This is a genomic window from Citrobacter sp. C348, from assembly GCF_047467975.1.
GTDB classification, from domain to species: domain Bacteria; phylum Pseudomonadota; class Gammaproteobacteria; order Enterobacterales; family Enterobacteriaceae; genus Citrobacter; species Citrobacter gillenii.
This window is the reverse complement of record NZ_JASJUJ010000004.1, coordinates 310,242-335,904: the sequence shown is the minus strand read 5'-3', so window position 1 is coordinate 335,904 and position 25,663 is coordinate 310,242. Positions and strand designations below refer to the sequence as shown.

Annotated in this window: 23 protein-coding genes, 1 tRNA gene and 1 pseudogene; 11 read left to right on the top strand and 14 right to left on the bottom strand. The window is 52.8% G+C overall.

Going from position 1 to position 25,663, the window contains the following annotated elements; translation table 11 throughout:
* Nucleotides 1-15 precede the first annotated feature (15 nt).
* Nucleotides 16-2,799, top strand: a complete 2,784-nt coding sequence (misL, locus tag QNN86_RS10605) for an intestinal colonization autotransporter adhesin MisL (RefSeq protein ID WP_181618265.1) — start codon at nucleotides 16-18, stop codon at nucleotides 2,797-2,799.
* Nucleotides 2,800-2,895: 96 nt separating this feature from the next.
* On the opposite strand, the gene QNN86_RS10600 is transcribed toward misL, so the two are convergent.
* The 6 genes and pseudogenes from QNN86_RS10600 to QNN86_RS10575 all read right to left on the bottom strand — a co-directional run bounded on the left by QNN86_RS10600 (nucleotide 2,896) and on the right by QNN86_RS10575 (nucleotide 5,409).
* A complete protein-coding gene (locus QNN86_RS10600; protein WP_115257149.1) occupies nucleotides 2,896-3,228 on the bottom strand; it encodes a DUF1493 family protein in 333 nt (110 codons plus the stop codon).
* Complete coding sequence (locus QNN86_RS10595; protein WP_115257150.1) at nucleotides 3,222-3,665, bottom strand: STM2901 family protein; 444 nt, start codon at nucleotides 3,663-3,665, stop codon at nucleotides 3,222-3,224. The genes QNN86_RS10600 and QNN86_RS10595 overlap by 7 nt, the downstream gene beginning before the upstream one ends.
* A 10-nt stretch (nucleotides 3,666-3,675) precedes the next feature.
* Nucleotides 3,676-4,161, bottom strand: coding sequence for an Hcp family type VI secretion system effector (locus QNN86_RS10590; RefSeq protein ID WP_117342570.1), 486 nt, complete (start codon nucleotides 4,159-4,161; stop codon nucleotides 3,676-3,678).
* Between the two features lie 216 nt (nucleotides 4,162-4,377).
* The gene (locus QNN86_RS10585) at nucleotides 4,378-4,680 is read right to left on the bottom strand and encodes a type II toxin-antitoxin system RelE/ParE family toxin (protein WP_181618266.1); all 303 of its coding nucleotides are present in this window, start codon (nucleotides 4,678-4,680) and stop codon (nucleotides 4,378-4,380) included.
* Nucleotides 4,681-4,683: 3 nt separating this feature from the next.
* On the bottom strand, nucleotides 4,684-4,944 hold the full coding sequence (locus QNN86_RS10580) for a type II toxin-antitoxin system Phd/YefM family antitoxin (protein WP_414211092.1): 261 nt from the start codon (nucleotides 4,942-4,944) through the stop codon (nucleotides 4,684-4,686).
* A gap of 173 nt (nucleotides 4,945-5,117) precedes the next feature.
* Nucleotides 5,118-5,409 (bottom strand): annotated as a pseudogene (locus QNN86_RS10575) (SymE family type I addiction module toxin).
* Between the two features lie 135 nt (nucleotides 5,410-5,544).
* Here QNN86_RS10575 and QNN86_RS10570 point away from each other — a divergent pair.
* A complete protein-coding gene (locus tag QNN86_RS10570) occupies nucleotides 5,545-5,739 on the top strand; it encodes a toxin-antitoxin system HicB family antitoxin (RefSeq protein ID WP_181540234.1) in 195 nt (64 codons plus the stop codon).
* 8 nt (nucleotides 5,740-5,747) lie between these two features.
* Here QNN86_RS10570 and QNN86_RS10565 read toward each other — a convergent pair whose 3' ends face one another.
* The gene (locus QNN86_RS10565) at nucleotides 5,748-6,314 is read right to left on the bottom strand and encodes a DUF6680 family protein (RefSeq protein ID WP_181540235.1); all 567 of its coding nucleotides are present in this window, start codon (nucleotides 6,312-6,314) and stop codon (nucleotides 5,748-5,750) included.
* A 107-nt stretch (nucleotides 6,315-6,421) separates the two neighbouring features.
* Nucleotides 6,422-6,516 (bottom strand) — tRNA-Sec (locus QNN86_RS10560).
* 350 nt (nucleotides 6,517-6,866) lie between these two features.
* Here QNN86_RS10560 and yicI point away from each other — a divergent pair.
* From yicI to QNN86_RS10520, 8 genes are all read left to right on the top strand, one after another.
* A complete protein-coding gene (yicI, locus tag QNN86_RS10555) occupies nucleotides 6,867-9,185 on the top strand; it encodes an alpha-xylosidase (RefSeq protein ID WP_414211059.1) in 2,319 nt (772 codons plus the stop codon).
* Between the two features lie 335 nt (nucleotides 9,186-9,520).
* Nucleotides 9,521-11,074 (top strand): BglG family transcription antiterminator, encoded by a 1,554-nt coding sequence (locus QNN86_RS10550; protein WP_414211058.1) that lies wholly within the window; start codon nucleotides 9,521-9,523, stop codon nucleotides 11,072-11,074.
* Between the two features lie 26 nt (nucleotides 11,075-11,100).
* A complete protein-coding gene (locus tag QNN86_RS10545; protein WP_153880477.1) occupies nucleotides 11,101-11,571 on the top strand; it encodes a PTS sugar transporter subunit IIA in 471 nt (156 codons plus the stop codon).
* A 19-nt stretch (nucleotides 11,572-11,590) separates the two neighbouring features.
* Nucleotides 11,591-11,911, top strand: coding sequence for a PTS fructose transporter subunit IIB (locus QNN86_RS10540; RefSeq protein ID WP_153880476.1), 321 nt, complete (start codon nucleotides 11,591-11,593; stop codon nucleotides 11,909-11,911).
* A gap of 26 nt (nucleotides 11,912-11,937) precedes the next feature.
* Nucleotides 11,938-13,029 carry a PTS fructose transporter subunit IIC gene (locus tag QNN86_RS10535; protein ID WP_096759057.1) on the top strand — a complete coding sequence of 364 codons (1,092 nt, stop codon included), beginning with the start codon at nucleotides 11,938-11,940 and terminating at the stop codon, nucleotides 13,027-13,029.
* Nucleotides 13,030-13,040: 11 nt separating this feature from the next.
* Nucleotides 13,041-13,892: a class II fructose-bisphosphate aldolase gene (locus QNN86_RS10530; protein ID WP_414211057.1), complete on the top strand. Its 852-nt coding sequence runs from the start codon at nucleotides 13,041-13,043 to the stop codon at nucleotides 13,890-13,892.
* Between the two features lie 80 nt (nucleotides 13,893-13,972).
* Nucleotides 13,973-14,833: a ketose-bisphosphate aldolase gene (locus QNN86_RS10525; protein ID WP_096759059.1), complete on the top strand. Its 861-nt coding sequence runs from the start codon at nucleotides 13,973-13,975 to the stop codon at nucleotides 14,831-14,833.
* A gap of 49 nt (nucleotides 14,834-14,882) precedes the next feature.
* Complete coding sequence (locus QNN86_RS10520) at nucleotides 14,883-15,575, top strand: D-lyxose/D-mannose family sugar isomerase (protein ID WP_153880473.1); 693 nt, start codon at nucleotides 14,883-14,885, stop codon at nucleotides 15,573-15,575.
* A gap of 47 nt (nucleotides 15,576-15,622) precedes the next feature.
* Here QNN86_RS10520 and QNN86_RS10515 read toward each other — a convergent pair whose 3' ends face one another.
* Entirely contained in the window at nucleotides 15,623-17,332 is a 1,710-nt protein-coding gene (locus tag QNN86_RS10515) for an AsmA family protein (protein WP_414211056.1), read from the bottom strand.
* 121 nt (nucleotides 17,333-17,453) lie between these two features.
* Nucleotides 17,454-18,845, bottom strand: a complete 1,392-nt coding sequence (gene xanP / locus QNN86_RS10510) for a xanthine/proton symporter XanP (RefSeq protein WP_414211055.1) — start codon at nucleotides 18,843-18,845, stop codon at nucleotides 17,454-17,456.
* A gap of 225 nt (nucleotides 18,846-19,070) precedes the next feature.
* Here xanP and gltS point away from each other — a divergent pair, with 225 nt between their 5' ends.
* Complete coding sequence (gltS, locus tag QNN86_RS10505) at nucleotides 19,071-20,276, top strand: sodium/glutamate symporter (protein WP_096759063.1); 1,206 nt, start codon at nucleotides 19,071-19,073, stop codon at nucleotides 20,274-20,276.
* A 42-nt stretch (nucleotides 20,277-20,318) separates the two neighbouring features.
* Here gltS and recG read toward each other — a convergent pair whose 3' ends face one another.
* The 4 genes from recG to rpoZ form a co-directional block, all read right to left on the bottom strand.
* Nucleotides 20,319-22,400 (bottom strand): ATP-dependent DNA helicase RecG, encoded by a 2,082-nt coding sequence (recG, locus tag QNN86_RS10500; protein ID WP_414211054.1) that lies wholly within the window; start codon nucleotides 22,398-22,400, stop codon nucleotides 20,319-20,321.
* A gap of 5 nt (nucleotides 22,401-22,405) precedes the next feature.
* Nucleotides 22,406-23,095, bottom strand: coding sequence for a tRNA (guanosine(18)-2'-O)-methyltransferase TrmH (gene trmH, locus QNN86_RS10495; protein ID WP_096759065.1), 690 nt, complete (start codon nucleotides 23,093-23,095; stop codon nucleotides 22,406-22,408).
* A gap of 127 nt (nucleotides 23,096-23,222) precedes the next feature.
* Nucleotides 23,223-25,337 carry a bifunctional GTP diphosphokinase/guanosine-3',5'-bis pyrophosphate 3'-pyrophosphohydrolase gene (spoT, locus tag QNN86_RS10490; protein WP_096759066.1) on the bottom strand — a complete coding sequence of 705 codons (2,115 nt, stop codon included), beginning with the start codon at nucleotides 25,335-25,337 and terminating at the stop codon, nucleotides 23,223-23,225.
* A gap of 18 nt (nucleotides 25,338-25,355) precedes the next feature.
* A complete protein-coding gene (gene rpoZ / locus QNN86_RS10485; RefSeq protein ID WP_002442542.1) occupies nucleotides 25,356-25,631 on the bottom strand; it encodes a DNA-directed RNA polymerase subunit omega in 276 nt (91 codons plus the stop codon).
* Between the last annotated feature and the right edge of the window lie 32 nt (nucleotides 25,632-25,663).

Here is a 25,663-nt window from a genome sequence, read left to right as displayed (position 1 = left end):
ATGTAGGAGGCAATTATGCCCAATCCTAAGTATTACTCACGTCTAGCCATAGCGGTGTCTGCCGCATTAGCTTCTATGGTATTTTCATCCCACGCGGCATGGGTGGATGTCGACAGTCTTCCCTCCAGCGGACTGGTGAGCAGTTTGCCCCCGGAATTGCAGGCGTTAATTCCTGCTCAGGCGAATGCTCATTTCGCGAAAACCAGCGCGATGCCGAATTATGTTTATCAATGGAATGCGGGCACGATTCCCGTTTATGGCCACGGGGTGACGCTTAATGGACCTGGCGCAGAAGCCTTTGAACACTCCCTTACCGTTATTCAGAACAGCAACACGGGAAGCCCAGGGGTTATTTTCGGTGATGACCTGACGATTCGTACTCAGTCAAAGAATGCCGCTAACAACGGTAAAGATGTTGACGGTATCCGCACGCATGGGGCTAATACGCCGGATAACCCGGTCTTTATCATCACTGGGGATCGCACCAGTATTTATGTGGACGGTCAGGATGGTGACGGTATTAACGCTGGTTACAACTCCTTTAGCCAAGGTTGGAAAGGATCGGCCAGCATTTACGTCGGTGACGATCTGTATATTCAAACCACCGGTTACCAGGGGCGTGGTATCACTGCAAACGCAATGAAAGACGCTACGGAGGCCAAAAATACGATTGTCGTTGGCGACCGGGCACACATTGTGACGACCGGCGATGGCTCTGAAGGTCTTCGCACCGGGCGGAGTGGTTCCTCGATCCTGCTTGGCAATGACGCTACCATCGAGACGTCGGGTGCTTCCTCAACGGGGATTTATGCCGCCTCATCGTCCAAAACGGAACTGGGCAATAACGCCACGATTACGGTGAACGGTATCAGTGCACATGCGGTCTACTCCACGAACGCGACCGTGAACCTGGGCGACAAAGCGACCATTAGCGTGAACAGTGCTGGAAAAGCGACTTCATACAGCAAAGCCCCACGCGGTCTGTTTGCACTTTCACGCGGTGCGATAAACCTCGCCGGTGGTGCAGCCATTACCATGGCGGGCGATCACAGCAACGAAAGCTATGCCATCAGCACTGAAATGGGCGGTATCGTCGACGGCTCGGCGGGCGGTCGCTTCCTCATCGACGGTGATTTGCACGCCGCCAGCGGCACTGCGGCGATCAGCACGCTGGCGCAGCAAAACAGTACGATTAAGCTCAACATGACCGATAACTCGTTGTGGAATGGGGCGTCATATATCACCAGTGCCACGGCAGGGACGGGGGTTATCTCGCTGCAAATGCGCGATGCGACGTGGAATATGACCCACAGCTCAACGCTCACCGACCTGACGTTAAACAGCGGGGCAGTCGTTAACTTTGGCCACGGTGGCGACGAAGCGTGGCAGACGCTGACCATCAATGAGGATTTCACCGGCAACGGCGGCAAACTGGTTTTTAACACCGTGCTTCATGATGACGCCTCCGAAACCGATAAGCTGAAGGTACTTGGCAATACGGCGGGTAACACGTTCGTGGTGGTGAACAACATCGGCGGAACCGGGGCGCAAACCGTAGAAGGAATTGAAATCATTGAAGTGGCGGGCAATTCCGACGGTACCTTTGAAAAAGCGGGCCGTATTGTTGCCGGTGCGTATGATTACAACGTGGTACAGAAGGACAACAACTGGTATCTGACCAGTTTTATTCCGGTCACTCCACCTGGTCCGGTTGACCCCGATCCTGTCGACCCAACTGACCCTGAGCCGGTTGATCCAGACCCCATTGATCCCGTGGACCCTGTGATCCCTGAGCCAGAAGAGCCTGTTGTGCCGCCGGTAACTGAACAGCAGTACCGCCCGGAAGCGGGTAGCTATCTGGCTAACAACTTTGCCGCCAATACCTTGTTTATGACCCGACTGCACGATCGTCTGGGGGAAACGCAGTACACCGATATGCTGACGGGCGAGAAAAAAGTCACCAGCCTGTGGATGCGCAACGTCGGCGGCCATACCCGCTTTAAAGATGGCAGCGGGCAGTTGAAAACTCAAAGCAACAGCTATGTATTGCAGTTAGGCGGCGACCTGGCACAGTGGAGTAGCGACGGTCTCGATCGCTGGCACATCGGCGCGATGGCAGGCTACGCCAACAGCCAGAACCGCACGCAGTCCAGTCTGACCGGTTACGCATCACGCGGTCAGGTTACCGGTTACAGCGTGGGTCTGTACGGTACCTGGTACGCGAATGACGCCGACAAGACCGGTACTTATGTGGATAGCTGGGTGCTGTACAACTGGTTTGATAACAAGGTGATGGGCCAGGAGCAGGCGGCGGAGAAGTATAAATCCAGCGGGGTAACCACCTCGGTGGAAGCCGGTTACAGCTTCAAACTGGGTGAAAGCGAGCGCAACAGCTACTGGCTGCAACCGAAAGCGCAGGTGGTGTGGATGGACGTGCAGGCCGACGATCACCGCGAAGCGAACGGCACCCGCGTGAAGGATGATACCGCAGGCAACCTGATGACCCGCCTGGGCGTGAAGGCCTTCATCAATGGCCACAACGCCATCGACGACGGTAAATCTCGCGAGTTCCAGCCGTTTGTCGAAGCCAACTGGATCCACAATACGCAGACCGCCCGCGTGAAAATGGACGATGTCAGCAACGACATGCGCGGCACAAAAAACATCGCCGAACTGAAAGTCGGTGTCGAAGGCCAAATCACCCCGCGACTCAACGTGTGGAGCAACGTGGCTCAACAGGTCGGCGACAAAGGCTACAGCGATACCCGCGGTATGCTGGGCGTGAAATACAACTTCTGATATAAGTGAGTAATGGAAAAGCCGCTGATTAATGGGTCAGCGGCTTTATTTTTTTTGGAAGCGGTATGTCGGATAAATGACATTCGTCAATAAGGCTCAGTCATAAAGCCATTTACCCGCTTTTGCTGACTCTGCCAGCATGCGGAGTGTTAATGGCTGTGGCTTATCGTCATCTCTGCTACAGGTAAAAATTGCATAAAGTATGAATGTCTCATTAGGCCAATATTTATAAAAATCGAAATTGGTGCAATCAACATTGAAAGTTGCAAAGTAAGCATCCATGATGTCTGCGCCCGTTTCACTGGCCCACACATAATCTCCCGTTGAAAGACTGGTATCGAGGGTGACTGGCCAACGCTTTTTAAAGAATAAGCTGGGTTTATTAAATGTTTCATCGTACCAGGCGATGACATCATTATCACTTACCATAGCTTATCTTTACCTCTGGCTATGGTGTTGTATTTAATTGTGGCTTTGTATGAAATCACACTCACGTCATAAGCCATTATGATAATCCCCAATATTGGAATCCATCTTCCAACAAAAGCGCCCAGATTTGTTACATATGCAAATTTTAATCGTCTTATACTTCCTGTAGTTAGGGTGGGTAAACGTCTGGTTTCTATATTTAACCAGTGTCGTAGCTGAGAGCTCAGAGGTGATGTCCCTGCTGTTGCCCCTATCGGCTTACCTCTGGTTGCGATCGTAGGTTGACCAAGTAAAATTAGACCCAAGGTCATGTAATCATTTACGCCAAATTGTTCACTGGTTTCATCAAGGAAAATCCAGAAAAGAAGTTCTCCTGCTGAAAGATTAGCAAACCCTCTGTAGAAATATGTACCGTTAAGCTCTTCGATAGTGTCCATATGATTTCACTTATTCGGTTATGCGTTCATTCCAGGCATCCGAATACTGGATATTACCATCGAGATAATGCCAAGTGATTTTATCGTAACGCAGCTGTACTTGTTCTCTATGACCAACATTGATGACAGTTTTAGTGTCATGCATCATCGGTGTTACGGATACAACTTTAACCCCTTCGAGGAGCATGTTGTAGTACTCTACTTCCTGACCTGCATTATTGATCTCGTACCACCTAAATTCTGCCGATTGCAAGCTTTGCCCTGTGGCAACGGCTTTAAAAAGATAAGGTGAAGCGCTATCGAATTCCTTCTCAAAAATCAGTGCGCCGTGCACACGTGTGCCAGTAAGCTTTCCTGTATTGCCATCCGTGGGGATGTAAAGGTTATGGCTAAACGATATCACCTCGATTGAGCGTTCGCGATTGGTTACATCAACAGATCCCTTTATAAGTGAGCCACCATCGTCTTTGAGCCAGAGATAAGCAGGAATTGCCATTTTAATAATCCATTTTGTTGAGGAAATAATATATGAGGGTTTTTACGGTTGGTTTGCAATAGTGAAGGTATTAATAATAGAGAAAAATAAATAAATTATTCTACGGCTGAATTTAAAATACTTATATATAAGTGGGATGATTGGTTATGGAAGAATAATTGATTTTGAAAGTAGACCGGATAAGCGTCAGCGCCATCCGGCAAATAAGGTGGTGAGCTACAAACGTTGTCCCAGATGTTTTGTTGGTGCTCGGCTTTGGTGTAAGACTGCCAATACAACAATATTTGTGTCTTGTGCACTATAGTAAATCGTATGGCTAACATAAGGGAAGCTGTAAACATCTTCACCAAAATCATCAATGCGATGTTGCCCCATGCCTGGCATTTCAGCTAATTGGGAGAGAACGACCTGTAATTTCCTAAGATAATCCCGGGACTGTTTAGCGCCCCAATTTCTTGATGTGTAATCACGGATTTCAATAATATCGCGCTGTGCTTCCCCAGTAAGTTTGTAACTCACTTTTTATCCTTTGTGTTGATTCATCAACTCATCAAAAAAAGCATCGCCGTCGACAGTATTGCCCAAATGAATATCGTTCTGAGCACGCTGAATTTTGGCCTTCAGTAACTGGAGCTTCATGGCTTCCATTTGTTCATAGTCCTCAATGGAAACGACGACTGCAACAGGCTTACCGTTACGGTTAATTTGCACAGGTTCTCGCTGTGCTTTAAGCAGCATATCGCCAAATTGTGTTTTGGCTTCATTTGCCGTAAGAGTATGCATATTGTCACCATTTCGCATGAATCGTTCGATTCGTTCATTATAGTCGATATCTTTCTGGTGGTCACTATGAAGAGGGGCCAGACAGAGGGGATTGCAAAAGTAGGCCGGATAAACGATAGCGCCATCCGGCACCTGGTGAACCTGTAAGTATGGCTTACAGGTTCAGCCGTGCTTCACTGGAGAGTCGCCAGCGTACTCTCAATTCTTGCCAGCTTCTGTTGTACCTCTTTCAACTGCATCCTGCGGCCGTTGCTCCTGCTCGCCATAGACCATCAGGACGATACAACCGTTCATCACTTTTACGGTAATCTGTTGTCCGGTATCAAACCCAGCCGTGCGTAACCACTTGCCGGAAAGGATAATTTTTGGCGTGGATTTGTCGAAAACATTCGGGCGATATCCCACAATTAACGAACGCTCGGTTCCGGATTGGTCGGTGTCTGGGGTAGAATGCGAATCAGCCATAATCAACTCCTTGATAGTTGGTGAGGTTAGCTCTCGTCAGGTACTGCGAATACCGGGCGGGAGCATTTATAGATCAGGTCGCCAAAGGAAAGGTACGTACCTGGTTGGTGATGTCCTGCTCTTATAGGTACGTACATGTCAACGGTTAAACGCGACCCAAACCCGTCCAAATCCGGAAAAGCACCGACCTTCCAGATTCGTATCACGCCTGAGTTAAAGGCGCAGTTCGAGGCAGCTGCAAAGGCAGAGGGGATGAGCTTGGGGAATTGGCTCAAAACCTTGGGGAGAAAGGAATTGGTAAGGCTGCAGATTGAGCCTCAAGATAAATAGTGGGCCGATTAATTATCCTGCCTTCCTGGGATATTTATGATCTCCATTTTTAAGGCATCTTCTCCTGAAAATATTGCAGCTAAACCCTTCCTGATTTTTAATTGGTCGTTCTCTATTGCCCCATGAGCCACAGGGGAATATATAGCTGTTTGTAACTGCACTCGCTCAAAATTATAGCCAATATCTTTTGCGATCTCTGACAATAAGTCCAAGAAAAGATTGTTGCTTATTTGGTTCCATATGGTTCCTAAAGCGTTGTCGTTATCAGGGTATGATGTATTCAAATGTGCAAAATAAAGCTTCCAGGAAGATAATACATCACTTTCAGAAGCGCTTCTTCTGGCCTTTCCTCTTCTTATTTTTCCATAAAATGCTAAGTCGATCATATTTAATGCACGAACATGTTCGTTAGACAGTCGAGCATTCGGAGATCTGGTTGCCATAAGTTGTTTGAATATATCAATCTTTAATGATTTTATTTGTGAATGTTTTTCAATGAATTTTTGAGTTTGAATGGCTATTAATGGGCTAATCAAAGTGGCAGTAATGGCTATAATGGTAAGTGCAGTACTCATATATGATTCTCGTTATCAATAATTGAATTTAAACATTTGAACGAGGATCATAAATGAATTCGTGTATTGAGAAGATATGACAAATGGCTGGGATAAGAAAAGCATTTTGGCGGAAGATCACAGGAGTCGAACCTGCCCGGGACCGCTGGCGGCCCCAACTGGATTTGAAGTCCAGCCACCTCACCGGAGATGACGATCTTCCGCGCCTCGATTGCTACATGGAGGCGGGGCGCATTATAGCTACTTCCTTGGGTTTCCACACCCCCTGACTCACTTTTTTAACTTCCGTTTCGCTATAACATGATCGGTTTCATATAAATCCCCACAAAATCCATAAGTTACAGTGATGTTTATTTTTTGACGCTACCCCGATCACAGAAAACAAGAATCGTAATTTGATAACGAGATATCGGAATACCCATGTCACGCGTGATGATTTACAAAAACTGTAACCGGTACCAGTATGCCTGTGTACGCCTTATGCCCCGTATCTGATCGACGCATTCAACAGGACGTTACGGCGAAAGCATTTCAGAACTAAAGGAACAGACGATGAAAATTAGTGACGGAAACTGGATGACCCAGCCAGGTCTGAATGTAATAAACCCTGTTCAGGTGTTCGATGTTGAACAGCAGGGCAATGAGATGGTGATCTACGTTGCGCCACGCGACGTGCGTGAGCGAACCTGGCAACTGGACACCCCGATGTTCACGCTGCGCTTCTTCTCGCCGCAGGAAGGCGTGGTAGGGGTGCGCATGGAACACTTTCAGGGGGCACTGGATAACGGCCCGCATTATCCGCTGAACGTGCTGCAGGACGTGAAGGTTGAGATGTGCAATAACGCCGACTTTGCCGAACTGAAGAGCGGTAATTTAAGTGTGCGCGTCACCAAAGGCGAATTCTGGGCCCTCGATTTTTTACGCAACGGGGAGCGCATTACCGGCAGCCAGTTGAAAAATAATGGCTACGTGCAGGATGCTAATAGCGATCGCAACTATATGTTCGAGCGCCTGGATCTGGGCGTCGGCGAAACGGTGTACGGGCTTGGCGAACGCTTTACGTCGTTGGTGCGTAATGGTCAGACGGTCGAGACCTGGAACTGCGATGGCGGCACCAGTACCGAGCAGTCTTACAAGAACATCCCGTTCTATGTCACCAATCGTGGTTACGGCGTGCTGGTGAACCATCCGCAGTGTGTGTCGTTTGAAATTGGCTCCGAGAAGGTGTCAAAGGTGCAGTTCAGCGTGGAAAGCGAGTATCTGGAATACTTCGTGATCGACGGCCCGACCCCGAAAGCGGTGCTGGATCGCTATACCCAGTTTACCGGTCGCCCGGCACTGCCGCCAGCGTGGTCGTTCGGTCTGTGGCTCACCACCTCGTTCACCACCAACTACGATGAAGCGACGGTGAACAGCTTTATCGACGGCATGGCCGAGCGCAATCTGCCGCTGCACGTTTTCCATTTCGACTGCTTCTGGATGAAGGCCTTCCAGTGGTGTGATTTTGAGTGGGACCCGGTGACGTTCCCGGACCCGGAAGGCATGCTCCGTCGCCTGAAGGAGAAAGGCCTGAAGGTCTGCGTGTGGATCAACCCGTACATCGGGCAGAAATCGCCGCTGTTCAACGAACTGAAAGAAAAAGGCTATCTGCTTAAGCGGCCGGATGGATCGGTATGGCAGTGGGATAAATGGCAGCCGGGGCTGGCGATTTATGACTTTACCAATCCAGAGGCCTGCGAATGGTATGCCAACAAGCTGAAAGGCCTGGTAGATATCGGCGTGGACTGCTTCAAGACCGATTTTGGCGAGCGTATCCCGACGGATGTGCAGTGGTTTGACGGCGCTGACCCGCAGAAAATGCACAACCATTATGCGTTCATCTACAACGAACTGGTGTGGAACGTGCTGAAAGAGACCGTGGGGGAAGAAGAGGCGGTGCTGTTCGCCCGTTCTGCTTCCGTGGGCGCGCAGCAGTTTCCGGTGCACTGGGGCGGCGACTGCTACGCCAACTACGAATCAATGGCGGAAAGCTTGCGCGGTGGCTTATCCATCGGCTTGTCGGGCTTTGGCTTCTGGAGTCACGACATCGGCGGCTTCGAGAATACCGCCCCGGCGCACGTCTACAAACGCTGGTGTGCGTTTGGGCTGCTCTCCAGCCACAGTCGTCTGCACGGCAGCAAATCCTACCGCGTGCCATGGGCGTATGACGACGAATCCTGCGATGTGGTGCGTTACTTCACCGAGCAGAAATGCCGCATGATGCCGTATCTGTATCGCGAAGCTGTGCGCGCCAGCGAGTATGGCACGCCGATGATGCGCGCGATGATGCTCGAGTTCCCGGACGATCCGGCGTGTGATTACCTTGACCGTCAGTACATGCTGGGCGACAGCGTGATGGTGGCCCCGGTGTTCTCTGAAGCGGGAGATGTGCAGTTCTACCTACCGGAAGGTCGCTGGACGCACCTGTGGCGTAACGACGAGATTGTGGGCAGTCGCTGGCATAAACAGCAGCATGACTTCCTGAGCCTGCCGGTCTACGTGCGTGACAACACCCTGCTGGCGCTGGGCAGCAATAACCAAAAACCGGATTACGCCTGGCATGAAGGCACTGCGTTCCAGCTGTTCCATCTGGAGGAGGGTCGTGAAGCCGTCTGTGACGTGCCGGCCGCTGACGGCTCGGTTATCTTCACGCTGAGGGCGAAACGTGTGGATAACACCATCACCGTGACGGGGGAGGGCGAGGCGCGCAACTGGACGCTGTGTCTGCGTAACATCCCGCAAGTTGGCGGCGTGAAGGGCGGTTCATCTACAGGGAGCGAGTGGGGTGTGGTGATTGCAGCAGAAGGCAATGTGTTGACCATTACCCTGTAAGTGCATGTGAACGTGGTGCCGAATGGCGATGCAGTGCGTCTTATCCGGCACCACGGTGCGTGCAGCGTTCCAGAACTGAAAATTAAAAACATCCTGACTTAATCTTTTTACCTGTCCATATTTGCGAGCGCAATCACTCTACTTCCCACGAAAAATGTGATCTGCGCCGTAAATATCTCACTATTTCCCTTTTTTGTCTTATTTCTGTCCGGAATACAGGACACGATTTAGTATTGTTGCCGCATCGTAGTCCTTTTATATTTATCATCACGGATTACACGTGGCGCGTAAGCGCTTCTTTCGATATTTAATCTGGTGTGTAATAAGGGTAAATAATGCAAATGATTACCTCGCGACAAAACAGATTATTAAAATTCCTTCTGTCCCGGAAGGAATATGTCACGCTGCTGAAAATCGCCGAACATTTAACGGTCTCAGAGAAGACTGTGCAGCGCGATCTACGGCTACTGGAACAGTGGTTATCGGAATGGAAAATAACTATTGATAAACGCGCCGGGGCTGGCGTGATGCTAAGTGTTGATAATATTACCGATCTTTTATCGCTGGATCAGCTATTGGGCGTAGAGGGTGATGACGCTGATGGTATGATGAATAATTCACGGCGCGTAAAAATAGCATCGCAGTTATTAAGTGAAACGCCACACGAAACGTCCATCAGCAAATTATCTGAGCGCTATTTTATCAGCAGCGCATCGATTGTGAACGACCTGAAAGTGATTGAATCATGGATAATCCCGCTGGGATTATCTCTGATCCGTAGCCAGAGTGGGACGCACATTGAAGGCAGTGAGAGTGGTGTACGTCAGGCTATGGCTTCACTGATTAACGGTGTAATTAACCATAATGAACCCGGTAGCGTCGTTTATTCACGCCTTGATCCTGGCAGCTATAAAGCGTTAGTACATTATTTTGGTGAAGAAGACGTTTTATTTGTGCAAACGTTGCTACAGGAAATGGAGAACGATTTGTGCTGGTCGCTGGGCGAGCCTTATTACATCAATATCTTTACCCATATATTGATCATGATGTATCGCATCACCCGGGGCAATGCGTTGCCGAGAAAAGAGGAAAATATAAACTCATTTGATGAAAGCATCTTTTCTATTGCGAACCGAATGATTCAGCGTATCGAAAAACGCATTGTTCATCCGCTACCGAAAGATGAAGTCTGGTTTATTTATCAATATATTATCTCCTCTGGCGTAATGATAGAAGAGCATAACGACGTCAGCGCTATCGGTCATATGCACTCCAGCGATGAAGCGCGGCTGATTACCCATCGGCTGATCGCGATTTTTGCCGAGATGGTCGACAGTGACCTCAGCGAGGATACCGCGCTGTATGACGGATTACTGATTCATATTAAGCCGCTGATTAACCGGCTGAACTATCAGATCCGTATTCGTAACCCGCTACTGGACGATATTAAAGGCGAACTGCAGGACGTCTGGCGTTTAACGCTTTGCGCGGTTAATCGGGTGTTTAGCGGCTGGGGCGAGCGTGCCGTGTCGGAAGATGAGGTCGGGTACCTAACCGTGCATTTTCAGGCCGCTATGGAGCGGCAGATTGCCCGCAAGCGCGTGCTGCTGGTTTGCTCAACCGGTATTGGTACGTCTCATTTACTTAAAAGTCGCATTCTGCGCGCCTTCCCGGACTGGACCATCGTGGGTGTGGTATCAGCGGGCAGTTTACCCTCCATACTGACGGACGATATTGAACTGGTGGTGTCGACAATCAATCTACCCACTATTGCGATGCCCGTCGTGTATGTCACCGCCTTCTTCAATGATGCGGATATTAAAAGAGTAACAGAAACGGTTATCACCGAAAAATTACATCGAGCGACGTCGCTGGTCGTCGAAAATTAATGTCTGAACTCCATGAGGTATGATTGATGGACATCACGAAAATACTCAATACAAATCGCGTTATTTTAGATATGAAGGCTACAAGTAAAACGGAGGCTATTGAGGAACTGACAGATATTCTGCAAAAGGATGGCGCAATTAGCTGTCGGGAAACGTTTATTCAGGATGTCTGGCAGCGTGAGTCAGAGGGTTCAACCGGCTTTGAAAATCATATTGCGATTCCACACGGAAAATCTTCGGCGGTGGTGAATACCACGTTGGCGATCGGCCGTACGCGCCAGGATATTCCCTGGGAAACTCTGGACGGTAGCAATGTACGGTGCATTATATTGTTTGCCGTCCGCCTTGAAGATCAAAACACTACGCATATTCGCCTGCTCTCGCAGGTTGCCGGAGCGCTGGCGGATGATGAAATTATTGAACAATTATTGGTTGAGAGTAGTCCACAGAAAATTATTGAGCTGTTTAGTCAATATGCTGAATCCAATGTCTGCTAAATAAAATATGGAGCATGCTATGAATATTGTTTGTGTTGCCGCCTGTACGGCGGGTATTGCACACACCTATATTGCCCGCGAGAAGCTCATTAAAGGGGCAAAGGCGCTTGGTCATAATATTAAGGTTGAAACGCAGGGTACCATCGGCACGGAAAACGAATTACTAATGGCGGATATTTCTGCCGCTGACGTCGTGATTCTGGCGGTGGATGTGAAAATAAAAGGAGAAGAACGCTTTTTTAATAAACGCATTGTGCGGGTGAAAACAGAAATTGTTATTAAATCGCCTATTCAGTTTCTTGAAAAGGTTGAAAAATCGCTGGTTACGACAAACCAGTAGCGATCCTCATTCTGGAGGGAACTCACATGAGTGAAAATACAGTTCCACTATCACAGGAAATAAAAAGACATTTATTAACGGGGATTTCGTGGATGATCCCGTTAATCGTTGCCGCAGGGATTTGTATTGCCCTCGGGCAAATACTCGGTGGCACTAACGTCGGTGAGAAAACCGGAACCATACCCTGGATGCTCAACCAGATTGGCGGTTGGGGAATGGGGCTAATCGTTCCGTTAATCAGTGCGGCGATTGCCTATTCCATTGCCGATCGCCCCGGCTTTGCGCCAGGTCTGATTGTTGGTTATGTCTGCGGCGAAATTCATACCGGTTTCATTGGCGGGATGCTGGGCGGATTTCTGGTGGGTTACACCGTGTTGCTGCTGAAACGCTACATCCGTTTGCCGCAGTCGATGCAGGGGTTGATGCCCATCATGGTGCTACCAGTGCTGAGCACGGTGATTGGCGGCCTGTTGATGATGACGTTAATTGGCAAGCCGATTGCCTGGCTGCAGGACGCGTTAATTCATCTGCTGGAGTCCATGCAGGGTGGGTCGCGCTTTCTGATGGGCGCGATCCTCGGCGCGATGGCGACGTTCGACTTCGGCGGGCCGGTGAATAAAACCATGTCGCTGTTTGCGGACGGTATGCTGGTAAGCGGCGTGTACGGCCCGGAGGCGGTGAAATTTGTCGGCTCGATTATCCCGCCGTTTGGCATCACGCTTTCCTTCCTGCTGACGCGGCATAAGTACACCCGTGCTGAGCGCGAAGCGCTGAAGGCGGCATTCCCGATGGGGATTTGCATGATAACCGAAGGGGTTATTCCAATTGCTGCACGCGATCTGCTGCGCGTGGTGGGCTCCTGCGTGGTGGCCTCTGCAGTAGCGGGTGGATTGATTATGGTGTGGGGCGTCGAAAGCCCGGTCCCGCACGGCGGCATGTTTGTCGTCCCACTCTTTACCCATCCGCTGTTGTTCTGCCTGGCACTGGGCATTGGCACGGCGATCTGCGGGGTCATGCTGTCGCTGTGGAAGAAACCGGTGACCGAGCGCGACGAAGAGTTTGACGAGCTCAGCGATCAAAAGCTGAAAGACGAAGAGATCACCTTCACCCTCGAATAACCGGAGGCCGTATGTTTGCCGATATGAAAAGCATGGTGACGAAAGCCCGGCGTGAACAATACGCGCTGCTGGCGATCAACTGTATGAACCTGGAAAGCGCCCGGGCGGCGGTACGGGTAGCAGAGAAACACCGTGCACCGATCATTCTGAATCTGTATCAGGGGCATCTGGAGCATTTCCCTGCATCAATAGCGGCAGCGGTGGTGAAAACCCTGGCGGAAGACGCCTCCGTACCGGTTGCTCTGGCGCTGGATCACGGCAAAGATCCGGCACGCATTCGCCAGGCATTCCGCGCTGGATTCAGTGGCTTGATGATCGACGCCTCCGCGTTTGCGTTGGAAGAGAATATCCGTCAGACCCGCGCGGTGGTGGAACTTGCCGCCAGCGTGCAGCTGTGTGTGGAAGGGGAACTGGGCCACCTCGCCGATGCGCCGTGCTATGACCATGCTGCTAACGTTGACTTGATGACCCAGACCGCCGACGTGGTGCCATTTATCCAGCAGACCGGGATCGACTTGCTGGCCGTTTCGGTGGGGACGGCGCACGGCATGTATGCCCCGGGAGTGACCCCGGCCATCGATTTTCAGCGTCTGGAGGCGATAGCGCATTTATCGACGGTGCCACTGGCGCTGCATGGCGGTAGCGGTACGCCGTTCGATCAGCTCCGACGCTGTCCGACGTTTGGCGTCGCCAAGATTAACGTAGGCGCGGCGGTCTTCGAAGCTGGAAAGGCTGCGTTGCTACATACCCTTTGTCGGGACCAATCCTGTGAGCTCGTTGATGCTCTGGCGGTGATGGAACAAGCCTGCGAGGAAGCCATTATTCCTTACCTACAGGCCAGCGGCGCTATCGACAAAGCCTGATTCATTTTCTGTAACGCCTTCTATGCCTCTGCGATGACGCACTGGCAGGGCTTTCTACACCCTGAAACTGGAGAATTAACATGTTAGTTTCGATGAAAGAAATACTGCAACCGACCCGTCAGCACGGTTTTGCCATTGGCGCATTTAACGTCGCGGACAGCTGCTTCGTGCGCGCCGTGGTGGAAGAAGCAGAAGCAACCAACACGCCAGCAATTATCTCTATTCACCCCAGTGAGCATGACTTCCTCGGTGATGCGTTCTTTAGCTATGTCCGCGATATCACCCTGCGCAGCCCGGTGCCGTTCACGCTGCATCTGGATCACGGCGCGTCGGTGGAGCATGTGCTGCGGGCGATTCAGTGCGGGTTTACTTCGGTGATGATTGACGGCTCGCTGTTGCCGTATGAAGACAATGTGGCGTTAACGAAGGAAGTGGTCCGACTGGCGCATGCAGTAGGCGTTTCGGTTGAGGGGGAACTGGGAACGATTGGCCAAACCGGAACCTCAGTGGAAGGCGGTGTGTCGAAAGTCACCTATACCGACCCGGCCCAGGCAGAGGACTTTATCGCCCGTACTGGTGCGGACACGCTGGCGGTGGCGATTGGTACCGCGCATGGGATCTACCCGAAAGGGATGCAGCCTGAGCTGCAAATGAACATCCTGCGCGATATCGCCGGACGACTGGATATTCCCTTGGTGCTGCACGGCGGTTCAGCGAACCCGGATGCGGAAATCGCCGAGTCCGTCACGCTGGGCGTGGGCAAAATCAATATTTCCAGCGACATGAAATACGCCTACTTCCAGAAAGTCCGCGAAATCCTGGCGAAAGAGACCTGGTGGGATCCGAACGTGATCTACCCGGAAGCAATCAGCGCCGCGCGGGATGTGATCCGCCACAAAATGAAGCTGTTCGGCTCTACCGGAAAAGCATCACTTTACTAACGGCATGCAGGCGGGGTGACCCGCCTCTTTCGCGACAAGGAAAAGTGGAATGAAGCGTTCTCAGATTAATTATGCCATTGATAAAGCGCATGCCATCGCCGAAACCTTTCGACTGTGCCTGCCCGATTTTGCATATTTCACCGCCGATGCCTGGCGACAGCAGGATTGGGCTAAGTGGCGTGAAGTGCGTGACCTCCAGCTGGGTTGGGACATTACCGACTTTGGCCGCGGGGATTTTGCGCAAACCGGGCTGACGTTGCTGACGTTGCGTAATGGTTTGTTGGGTTCAGCAAACTATCCCAAGCCCTATGCCGAAAAAATGCTACAAATTCAGCAGGATCAACAAACACCGTGGCATTTTCATACGCATAAGATGGAAGACATTGTGAATCGTGGCGGCGGTGATTTATGTATGCAGCTGGCGTGGGCGACACCCGATGCGCAGTATGACGGTCAGCGAGCGGTTGAGGTCAACGTGGATGGTCAACGGCGCAGCTGCAAACCTGGTGATACGCTGGTACTGAAACCGGGGCAGGGCGTGTGCCTTCCGCCACGCTTGTATCATCGCTTCTGGGCCGAGAAAGCGTTTGTGCTGGGCTGGGAAATCTCGATGGTGAATGACGACCAGCACGATAACCACTTCCTCGAACCGGGCGGTCGCTTCCCGGCGATAACAGAGAACGAGCCGGCAAAATGGCTGTTATGCGGCGAATATGATGGTTTACGGGGAGAGGGTGTGTAAGCCCGACAGCATTCGCGCTATCGGGCGATACTTTCCTGGGTAATAGATTACTGAGCAGACGGCGGGGCGGTGACGTTACTGCCCGACACAACGCCCGCCTGCATGGTCTGTGTCACTTGCTGCTTGTCGGCATTCACCGCATGCAGTTGACCGTTCACCGTGGGCTTCAGCGGCGTATCTGCCTGCATAGTGCCGCTGGCAGTCAGTTGGATGTTACCGTCGCCGGAAATCGGCAGCGCAGGCCATCCCCACTGTTGTAGGATAGTCATTGGCACACCGCGACCGTTCAGGCTGACCTGCGTCTGGCGCTGCGGAAGTTGTGAGATGCTGGCGGTAGCCTCCAGCAACCCTTTCTCGGTATACGCGCTCAGTTCGCTGATATTGATCGTGCTGCTGTTGGCCGTAAGCGTCAGCGAAGGGCGGCGTACGTCGGTGCGGTTAAACGTGGCGGCCGCGGCGTTGAGCGTGGTGCTGCCGCTCCAGATCCCCCACTGGTGATTTTGCACCAGTCCGAGGTTGGTGCCGTAACCGTCCAGCGCGGTGAGCTGCCACGGGAAGGCTGGGTCGATATCGATCACCAGATTGCGGCTGGCGCTGAATTTCTTCAGCGTCAGGCTGTCGAGCCAGGTGGGCAAGGGCTTCACCCACAGCGGTTTCCAGTTTTCCGGTAGCGTGTATTCCAGCCCGGCAACTGCGGCATCGTCGAGAACAAGCGCTTTGCTATTGCGCAACCAGTTGCCGGAGGTTCTGACCATACCGCCTTCCCAGCGGGTGGTGAACTGGCGCAGCGCAATGCCCTGCGGCGAGAACTCAGCGTTGAGAATAGGATCGAAGAAGTGCAGCGAGCCGTAGATAAATTCGCTGGCGTTCATCGACAACTTACCTTCCTGGGTTTGCCAGTCGTCCTTACTGAAGGTCATGTTACGCAAGCTGAGATCGAGATCCGTTACCGCCCAGTCAGGGCCTTGTAGACGGGCATCTGTCACCTCAAGGCGGCCAATTTGCAGCGAGGGAATGGTGGTGAGCGGCGCAAAAAAGTCGGTCAGCGATTTATCGCTTTGCAACCGAATGTCGTTTAGCCGCAGACTCTCCACCATCCAACTGCCGTCGGGGTTTCGCTGCGCCACGCCGGTCAATGCGCCGCGCGCCACATCGGCGCCAATATTGCTTAACGTGACGCGATCGTTATCGATACTGCCTTCAATCAGCACGTTAGTCGTAGGAACATCGTTCAGCGTTAACGAGCTGGCGCTGAGCTGGATCTGCGCTTTACTGCCGAGTATTTTTCCGGCTTCAGGGCTCCAGGGGATCACGCCGCCGTTCACGCGCTGCGCACTGAGGTTCCACTCGCTTCCGGGGCTGTTGAGTGCCATATCCTGTAGCTGCAGGCGATCGGCCTGGAACGGCAGCGGTGCAGTTTGTGGAGAAAGATTCAGCGTACCGTTTTGCAACAGGATGGTGTCGACGTGCAGCGGGTCGGTGATTTGACGACTGCTCAGCCCAATATCAACGTTTTTTGCTACCAGGGTGACGGGCTGGCCATCCCGGCCAAAGGTGACGTTCTCCAGCAGAATGTGGGAGGGCGAAGAAAACCGATGATCGATGGCATCAAACGTCAGGTGGTAGCTGCTGTTCTCTGACACCCAGGCGCTGACATGCTCGGCGCCCCAGCGGGTTTGCAGTAGAAAATAGAGACCGAGGATCGCCACTGCAAGGGCGATCAGCACGTAAAGAAGCAGCTTTCCAATAAATTTCATGGTCTTCCATCCCGCAAAGTACACGTAGTCAAGTTATGCACGATTTACGCGCAATCCTCAAGGCGGGAATGGTGAAAGAGCGTAACAGCGGCGTTGATTCTGAATCAACGCCGCATGTCGCTTACTGTTTCTCTGGCGGGAAAACGAGGTTCAGAACGATAGCGGTAATACCGCCTGCGGCAATCCCTGAGGAGAGCAGGTTTTTCACCCAGTCCGGGGCAAACTGCAGGATCAGCGGCTGCTGGGAGACGCCCAGGCCAACGGCCAGCGACAGTGCAATAATCAGAATAGCGCGGCGATTCAGCGGCTCGCGAGAAACAATGCGCACCCCGGAGGCGGCGATGGTACCGAACATCACCAGCGTGGCGCCGCCGAGAACCGGCTCAGGGATGTGCTGTACAAACCCACTGACCGCCGGGAACAGACCCAGCGCGATCAGCATCAGTGCGACTACAAAGCCAACATAGCGGCTGGCTACGCCGGTCAACTGAATCACCCCGTTGTTCTGCCCGAAGCAGGAGTTCGGAAAGGTATTGAACACGGCGGAAACAAACGAGTTCAGGCCATTTGCCAGAACGCCGCCTTTCAGACGCTTCATGTACAGCGGGCCGGAGACCGGTTGTTCGGAGACATCGGAGGTGGCCGTAATATCGCCGATGGTTTCCAGTGAGGTGATCATAAAGACCAGCATCAGTGGCAGCAGTAAGCTCCAGTCGATGCCCAGGCCATAATATAGCGGTGTTGGTACCATGATGAAGTCCTGGCTCACCGGGGCGGTGTTTTGCGGCAACATGTCCATAAACCAGGCCAGCAGATAGCCTGCGGCCATGGCAATCACCAGTGATGCCACGCGCAGGTACGGGTTACGCTGGCGGTTAAGAAGAATAATGAGCGCCAGTACAACGCCGGCCAGCATCAGATTCTTCGGTGCGCCGAAGGTGTTGTCGCTCATTGCGGCATAGCCGCCACCGATTGACGTCAGGCCTACCTGAATCAGCGACAGGCCGATAATCATCACCACCACACCTGAGACCAGCGGGGTAATAATACGGCGCGCCAGATGCAGTACGCGCGAGATAACCATTTCCGTGCAGCTCGCCAGCATCAGCGTACCGAACAGTGCCGCCATCATGGTCGGGACATCTGCACCGCCTGTTTTCAGCGCCGTGCCGCCCATAATCAGCGGTGCTACAAAGTTAAAGCTGGTGCCCTGAATGGATAACAGCCCTGAGCCAACCGGCCCCCAGGCTTTAATCTGAATGATGGAGGCTACGCCGGATGCGAACAGCGACATACTGATAATGTGTTGAGTATCCTGAGCCGGTAAACCGAGCGCCTGACAGATAAGCAGGGCTGGCGTGATCACCGCGACGAACATCGCCAGCAGGTGCTGGCAGGCGGCAAACAGGGTCTGGGCTAACGGGGGGCGATCTTCAAGACGGTAAATCAGTTCACTTTTGTGAGCCTGCGCAACCGGTTGCGCATTTGTTGACTCTACGGCGTTAACGGACATCAGAGGCAATCCCATGGTGGAAAAGCGGTGATTTTATCTGACCAGAACAGAAAAGCAAACGTTTGCTAGCAGGTATTCTTAATATTTAAAACCGATGAACTCACCTTTTTATATAACTTTTTGTCATTTTCTGCTTAAAATCCACCCCGAAAACCTAAAAAGACCTAAAAATCGATCTGGAATACATCGTGCGTGATTGTGCTAAACGCACTAATGGAGCTGTCTATGTTTTACCTCGATACGTTATCTACATTGGTTGCGGCAACGCTGGTGTTGCTGCTGGGACGTAAGCTCGTCCAGTCTGTTCCCTTCCTGAAGAAATACACGATACCTGAGCCCGTTGCGGGTGGTTTACTGGTGGCGATCGCACTGCTGGTACTGAAAAAGAGCATGGGCTGGGAAGTTAATTTCGATATGACGCTGCGTGACCCGTTGATGCTGGCGTTCTTTGCCACTATCGGCCTGAACGCCAACATCGCCAGCCTGCGCGCCGGTGGCCGCGTGGTGGGCATTTTTCTGATTGTGGTGGTGGGGTTGCTGTTGATGCAGAACGCCATTGGGATCGGGATGGCGAGCCTGCTGGGTCTTGACCCGTTGATGGGGCTGATTGCCGGTTCGATTACGCTTTCCGGTGGACACGGTACGGGTGCGGCGTGGAGTAAGCTGTTTATCGAGCGCTACGGTTTTACCAATGCCACCGAAGTGGCGATGGCGTGCGCAACATTTGGCCTGGTGCTGGGTGGACTGATTGGCGGCCCGGTCGCGCGCTATCTGGTGAAGCACTCCACTACGCCTGACGGTATGCCGGACGATCAGGCCGTGCCGACTGCGTTTGAAAAACCGGATGTCGGGCGCATCATCACCTCTCTGGTGCTGATTGAAACCATCGCGCTGATCGCTATCTGTCTGACGGTGGGCAAAATCGTTGCGCAATTGCTGGTGGGTACCGTGCTGGAATTGCCGACCTTCGTCTGCGTGCTGTTTGTTGGGGTGATCCTCAGCAATGGCCTGGCGTTAATGGGCTTTTATCGGGTGTTTGAACGCGCGGTTTCCGTGCTGGGCAACGTGAGTCTGTCGCTGTTCCTGGCGATGGCGTTGATGAGCCTGAAGCTGTGGGAACTGGCTTCGCTGGCGCTGCCGATGCTGGCGATTCTGGTGGTGCAGACGATCTTCATGGCGCTGTACGCCATATTTGTCACCTGGCGCATGATGGGCAAGAACTACGATGCCGCTGTGCTGGCAGCCGGGCACTGTGGTTTTGGTCTCGGCGCAACGCCGACGGCGATTGCCAACATGCAGGCGATTACCGAGCGTTTTGGCCCATCGCATACTGCATTTTTAGTCGTTCCGATGGTAGGGGCGTTCTTTATCGACATCGTTAACGCGCTGGTGATTAAGCTGTATTTGCTGTTGCCAATTTTTGCGCAATAAAGGCCGTGCGGCGGTGTGACAACCGCCGCCGCTATTTATCGATTACGCGTTGGAATAGCGTTCGGTTTCCGGCATCCAGCGCTCAATCAGCGCTACCGCCTGTTGTGGGTAACGTTCGTGAATATGACGGGCAATGCGCTGAACTTCCGGAATAATTGCCTGATCGCGTAGTAAATCCGCTACTTTGAATTCCGCCGTCCCCGTCTGACGTGTCCCCAGTAATTCTCCGGGGCCGCGAATCTCCAAATCCTTTTGCGCAATCACAAATCCGTCGTTACTGTCTCGCAGGACCTGCAGGCGTTTCTGCGCGGTTTTTGACAGCGGTGATTTGTAGAGCAGCACGCAGTGGGAGGCCACCGCGCCACGACCGACGCGGCCGCGTAGCTGATGCAGCTGGGCCAGACCTAAACGTTCCGGGTTTTCGATAATCATCAGGCTGGCGTTGGGGACGTCCACGCCGACTTCAATCACCGTGGTGGCGATCAACAGATGCAGTTCTCCCTGCTTGAAGGCAGCCATCACCGACTGCTTCTCGGCGGGCTTCATGCGTCCGTGCACCAGACCAATATTGAGTTCCGGTAGGGCAATTTTCAGCTCTTCCCACGTGGCTTCTGCCGCCTGGGCTTCTAACAATTCAGACTCTTCAATCAGCGTGCAGACCCAGTAAGCCTGACGTCCTTCATGGGTACAGGCGTTGCGCACGCGATCAATAATATCGCTGCGACGGGTATCCGGGATGGCGACCGTGGTGACCGGCGTACGACCCGGCGGGAGTTCGTCTATCACCGAGGTGTCGAGATCGGCGTAGGCGGTCATTGCCAGAGTACGCGGGATCGGCGTGGCAGTCATGATCAGCTGATGCGGGTGGAAACCCTGCTGCTGACCTTTTTCCCATAGAGCCAGACGTTGATGAACGCCAAAGCGGTGCTGTTCGTCGATAATCACCAGCGCCAGACCATTGAACTGAACCTGCTCCTGAAAAATGGCGTGTGTACCGACAATCATCTGTACCTGCCCGCTGGCAATGGCTTCCTGTTGGGCAAGACGCGCTTTACCTTTCTGCTTACCGGCCAACCAGCCGACTTCAATGCCAAGTGGGGCAAACCAGCTACGGAAGTTATTCGCATGCTGTTCGGCCAGTAGTTCGGTTGGTGCCATCAGCGCTACCTGCTGACTGTGGGCAATGGCCCGTAGGGCAGCGAGCGCGGCGACCAGGGTTTTACCAGATCCGACATCACCCTGTACCAGGCGCATCATCGGGACATCCAGCGCCATGTCGCGTTCGATCTCAGCGGTCACCCGCGCCTGTGCGGCTGTGGGTTTGAAGGGTAATGCGGCCAGCAGCTGGTTTTTCAGCGTATCGTTGGCACTCAGTGACTGGGCATGAAAACGCTGCGCCCCGGCGCGCAATGCCAGCATACTGAGGTTATGGGCTAAGAGCTCTTCGAGGATCAGGCGCCGCTGCGCCGGATGTTGTCCGGTTTCTAGATCGCTGAGCTGTAACGATGGCGGTGGACGATGCAGCGTGCGCAGCGCTTCTGGTAGGCTCATCATGCCCTGTAACAGTTCGGGCGGCAGCAGTTCGGCAATGGCGCAGGTATCGAGCAAATCCAGCGCCTGATCGGTAAGTTTGCGCAGCGTAGCCTGCTTAACCCCTTCCGTAGTCGGGTAAACTGGCGTGAGCGTTTCCTGTAGTTCCGGGGTGCTGAGATCGCCCTGTACGCGGTATTCCGGGTGGATCATCTCTGCCCCGTATTTCCCGCGCTTGGCTTCACCGTAGGCCAGCACTCGCCGACCTGTCGCCAGGCTATTTTTCATTGCCGCGCTGAAGTTGAAAAAACGCATCGTCAGGATGCCGGAACCGTCGCTTATCTGGCAGGTCATCATTCGCCGACCACCGAAGGTGACAGTGCAGTTCAGCACTTCTCCTTCTACGGTGGCGTAGACGCCCGGCAAAAGCTCGCCAATTGGGTACAGATGCGTGCGGTCTTCATAACGCAGAGGAAGGTGTAACAGGAGATCCTGTACGGTGTGCAGGCCGATTTTAGCCAGTTTACTGCTTTGCGCTGCGCCAACGCCCGTCAGGGAATTAAGTGGAATGGCATCCAGTAAACGGCCTTTCATCGGATTTATCTCGCTGACTGCATAGTGGCCCACCACGCGGCATCGGCTTCAATTTCGCCCTGCGTATTGACGTGGGGGTAAGGGAGACCTTTGCGCTTTGCGACGTTGGCCAGCACCGGATAACCCCCTTCGAAAAGCAGGCGCTGCTGCTCGTCTTCCGGCAGCATGCTGTTATCTCGCTGGTACATGCCGGCGTTTTGCCGCTGGCGCTGTGCTTCATACAGAATGAGTGCGGAGGCAACCGAGACATTCAATGACTGCACCATGCCGGTCATAGGAATGATGATATCCCGATCCGCAAGGTCTAACGCTTCCTGGGTGATGCCGGTTTTTTCCTGACCCATCAGGATGCAGGTGGGGCGCGTGTAATCAATTTCGCGGAAATCGACAGCCTTATCAGAGAGATGCGTCGCCAGAATCTGCATGCCCTGATTTTTTAAATGGGTGACCGCATCGCCAATAGTCGGGTGGGTCTTGACTTGCACCCAGCTGTTACTGCCTGCGGCAGAAGAGAGCATAGTGCGCATGCGGCTACCCGGCCAGACGGCGTGGACTTCGTGCACGCCGACCGCGTCTGCGGTACGAACGATCGCAGAAACATTATGAGGTTTATGGACCTGCTCCATGCAGACGGTCAGATCGGGCTGACGCCTGGCGAGCATTTCACAAATACGCGCATAACGGTTTGAGTTCATTACACTTCATCCTTCGAACTGCCTCGGCGTTGGCTGCACTCACTTACCCCAGTCACGTACTTCTGTACGCTACTGGGGATTCATTCGCTTGCCGCCTTGATGCAATTCGAATGATTTTGTGTAAGCGCTAATTTCTATTACGTGTGACTTTAATAACGTCCGGCATTACGCGGATTTTGCGCATGATATTCGCCAGATGCACGCGATCGCGAGCGGTCAGGCGGATAAAGGCGCTGTAGACGCGACCGTCTTTTTCTTCCGTATTCAGGCTTTGAATATTGGAAGTCGTGGTGTTGATTGCCGCCGTCAGGTTAGCCAGAGCACCCTGGTGGTTAAACATCTCCACCTTGATTTCGGTGATGAATTCCTGCTCCGTTTCTTTGTCCCATTCTACCGCCATAAACTTCTCTGGCTCTTTCTGGTAACCACGGATGTTACGACAGGATTCATGGTGAATGACCAGACCTTTCCCCGGGCTGACGTGGGCGATAATCGGGTCACCTGGGATGGGACGACAGCATTTCGCGAAGGTGATCAGCACACCATCAGCGCCTTTGATCGGCAGATGGCCGTGGCCGGATTGCGCAGGAACATTCGCAGATGCGTCACCCTGCTGGAGGTTCTTCGCTACCACCACGCTCATGGCATTCCCCAGGCCGATTTCCGCGAGCAGATCGTCAAGCGTGGCGAGCTTCATGCGCTCAAGCTCACGCTGGATGCTCTCCTGCGGGATCTCAGCCAGTTTACGGCTGCCGCCTAAGGCATGGTTAAGCAGACGGCGACCCAGGCTAACGGAATCATCGCGCTTGAGGTTTTTCAACAGCTGGCGAATTTTGGCGCGGGCTTTCGAGCTAACGACAAAGTTGAGCCACGCCGCATTCGGACGCGCGCCCGGAGCGGTAATGATCTCAACAGTTTGGCCGCTGGAAAGCGACTGCGAAAGCGGGTAAGGCTGTCTGTCGACGCGTGCACCGACGCAGGCATGACCGATGTCGGTATGCACGGCATAAGCGAAATCGACAGGTGTTGCACCGGCAGGCAGTTCAACAATGCGCCCTTCCGGTGTGAAAACATAAATCTCATCCGGGAAGAGATCAGATTTGACGCTTTCAATAAATTCAAATGAGCTACCGGCACTCTGCTGCAGTTCCAGCAGGCTTTGCATCCAGCGCTGCGCGCGGATTTGCGCTGTGGTGCTGCTTTCACCGCCGTGCTCTTTATATGCCCAGTGCGCAGCAACCCCCATCTCCGCCATTTGGTCCATGTCTTCAGTACGAATTTGTACTTCAACCGGAACCCCGTGTGGACCGATCATCGAGGTGTGCAAAGACTGATATCCGTTCGCTTTCGGAATGGCGATATAGTCTTTCACGCGACCAGGACGGGGTTTGTACAGGCTGTGCATTTGACCAAGTACGCGATAACAGGTGTCGGCGTCGTGGACGATAACGCGAAACGCGTAGATGTCCATGATTGAGTGAAAACGCTGCTCTTTGAGCACCATTTTGCAGTAGATCGAGTACAGGTGTTTCTCGCGACCGCTTACGCGACACGGAATGCCTGCCTCCTGCAAACGTCCTTCGATTTCCGAGAGGATTTTTTGAATCATCTCTTTGCGGTTGCCGCGTGCGGCTTTAACCACTTCTTTAATCACGCGATAGCGGTTCGGGTACAGCGCTTCAAAACCCAACTCTTCCAGCTCGGTTTTAATGTGATGTATACCTAAACGGTGCGCCAGCGGACTGTAGATTTCGAGGGTTTCGCGGGCAATACGGCGACGTTTGTCCGGGCGTAATGAGCCCAGCGTGCGCATATTGTGGGTACGGTCGGCAAGTTTGATGAGAATGACGCGGATATCCTGCACCATCGCCATAATCATCTTGCGAAAGTTTTCGGCCTGCGCCTCTTTCTTATCGCGAAACTTAAGCTTATCAAGCTTCGATACCCCTTCAACCAGTTCTGCAACGCTTTTACCAAAAAGCTGTTCCATGTCCTGGTAGGTAGCGGGGGTATCTTCAATCACGTCATGCAGCAGCGCAGCCATTAGCGTTTCATAGTCGAGTTTCATCTCGGCCAGAATGCAGGCTACTGCTACCGGGTGCGTGATATAGGGTTCACCGCTTGAACGTGTCTGGCCCTCGTGAGCGTCACGTGCAACGAGATACGCCTGCCGAAGACGCTTAATCTGGTCTTCCGGCAGGTAGTTTTGAATCAGTTGATTCAGGCTTTCAAACAGATACAAGGGCGACCCGCTTTGTGATTAACGACGACCTTCAGCAATAGCGGTAACGGCTTGTAATTCAGCGGCTTCCTGCTCTTGCTGTTCCTGGCGCTCACGCACGTCGAGGATCTGGTTGTTGATCAGACCTTCTTCGATTTCGCGCAGCGCGATTACGGTAGTTTTATCGTTTTCTTCTGGTACAAGCGGATCCTTTCCGCCTGTCTGCATCTGACGAGCGCGACGCGCGGCGACCAGTACCAGGTCAAAACGGTTACCAATTTTCTCTACAGCGTCCTGAACAGTTACGCGTGCCATACTTAAAATGCTCCACAGGTGAAGAAATGACT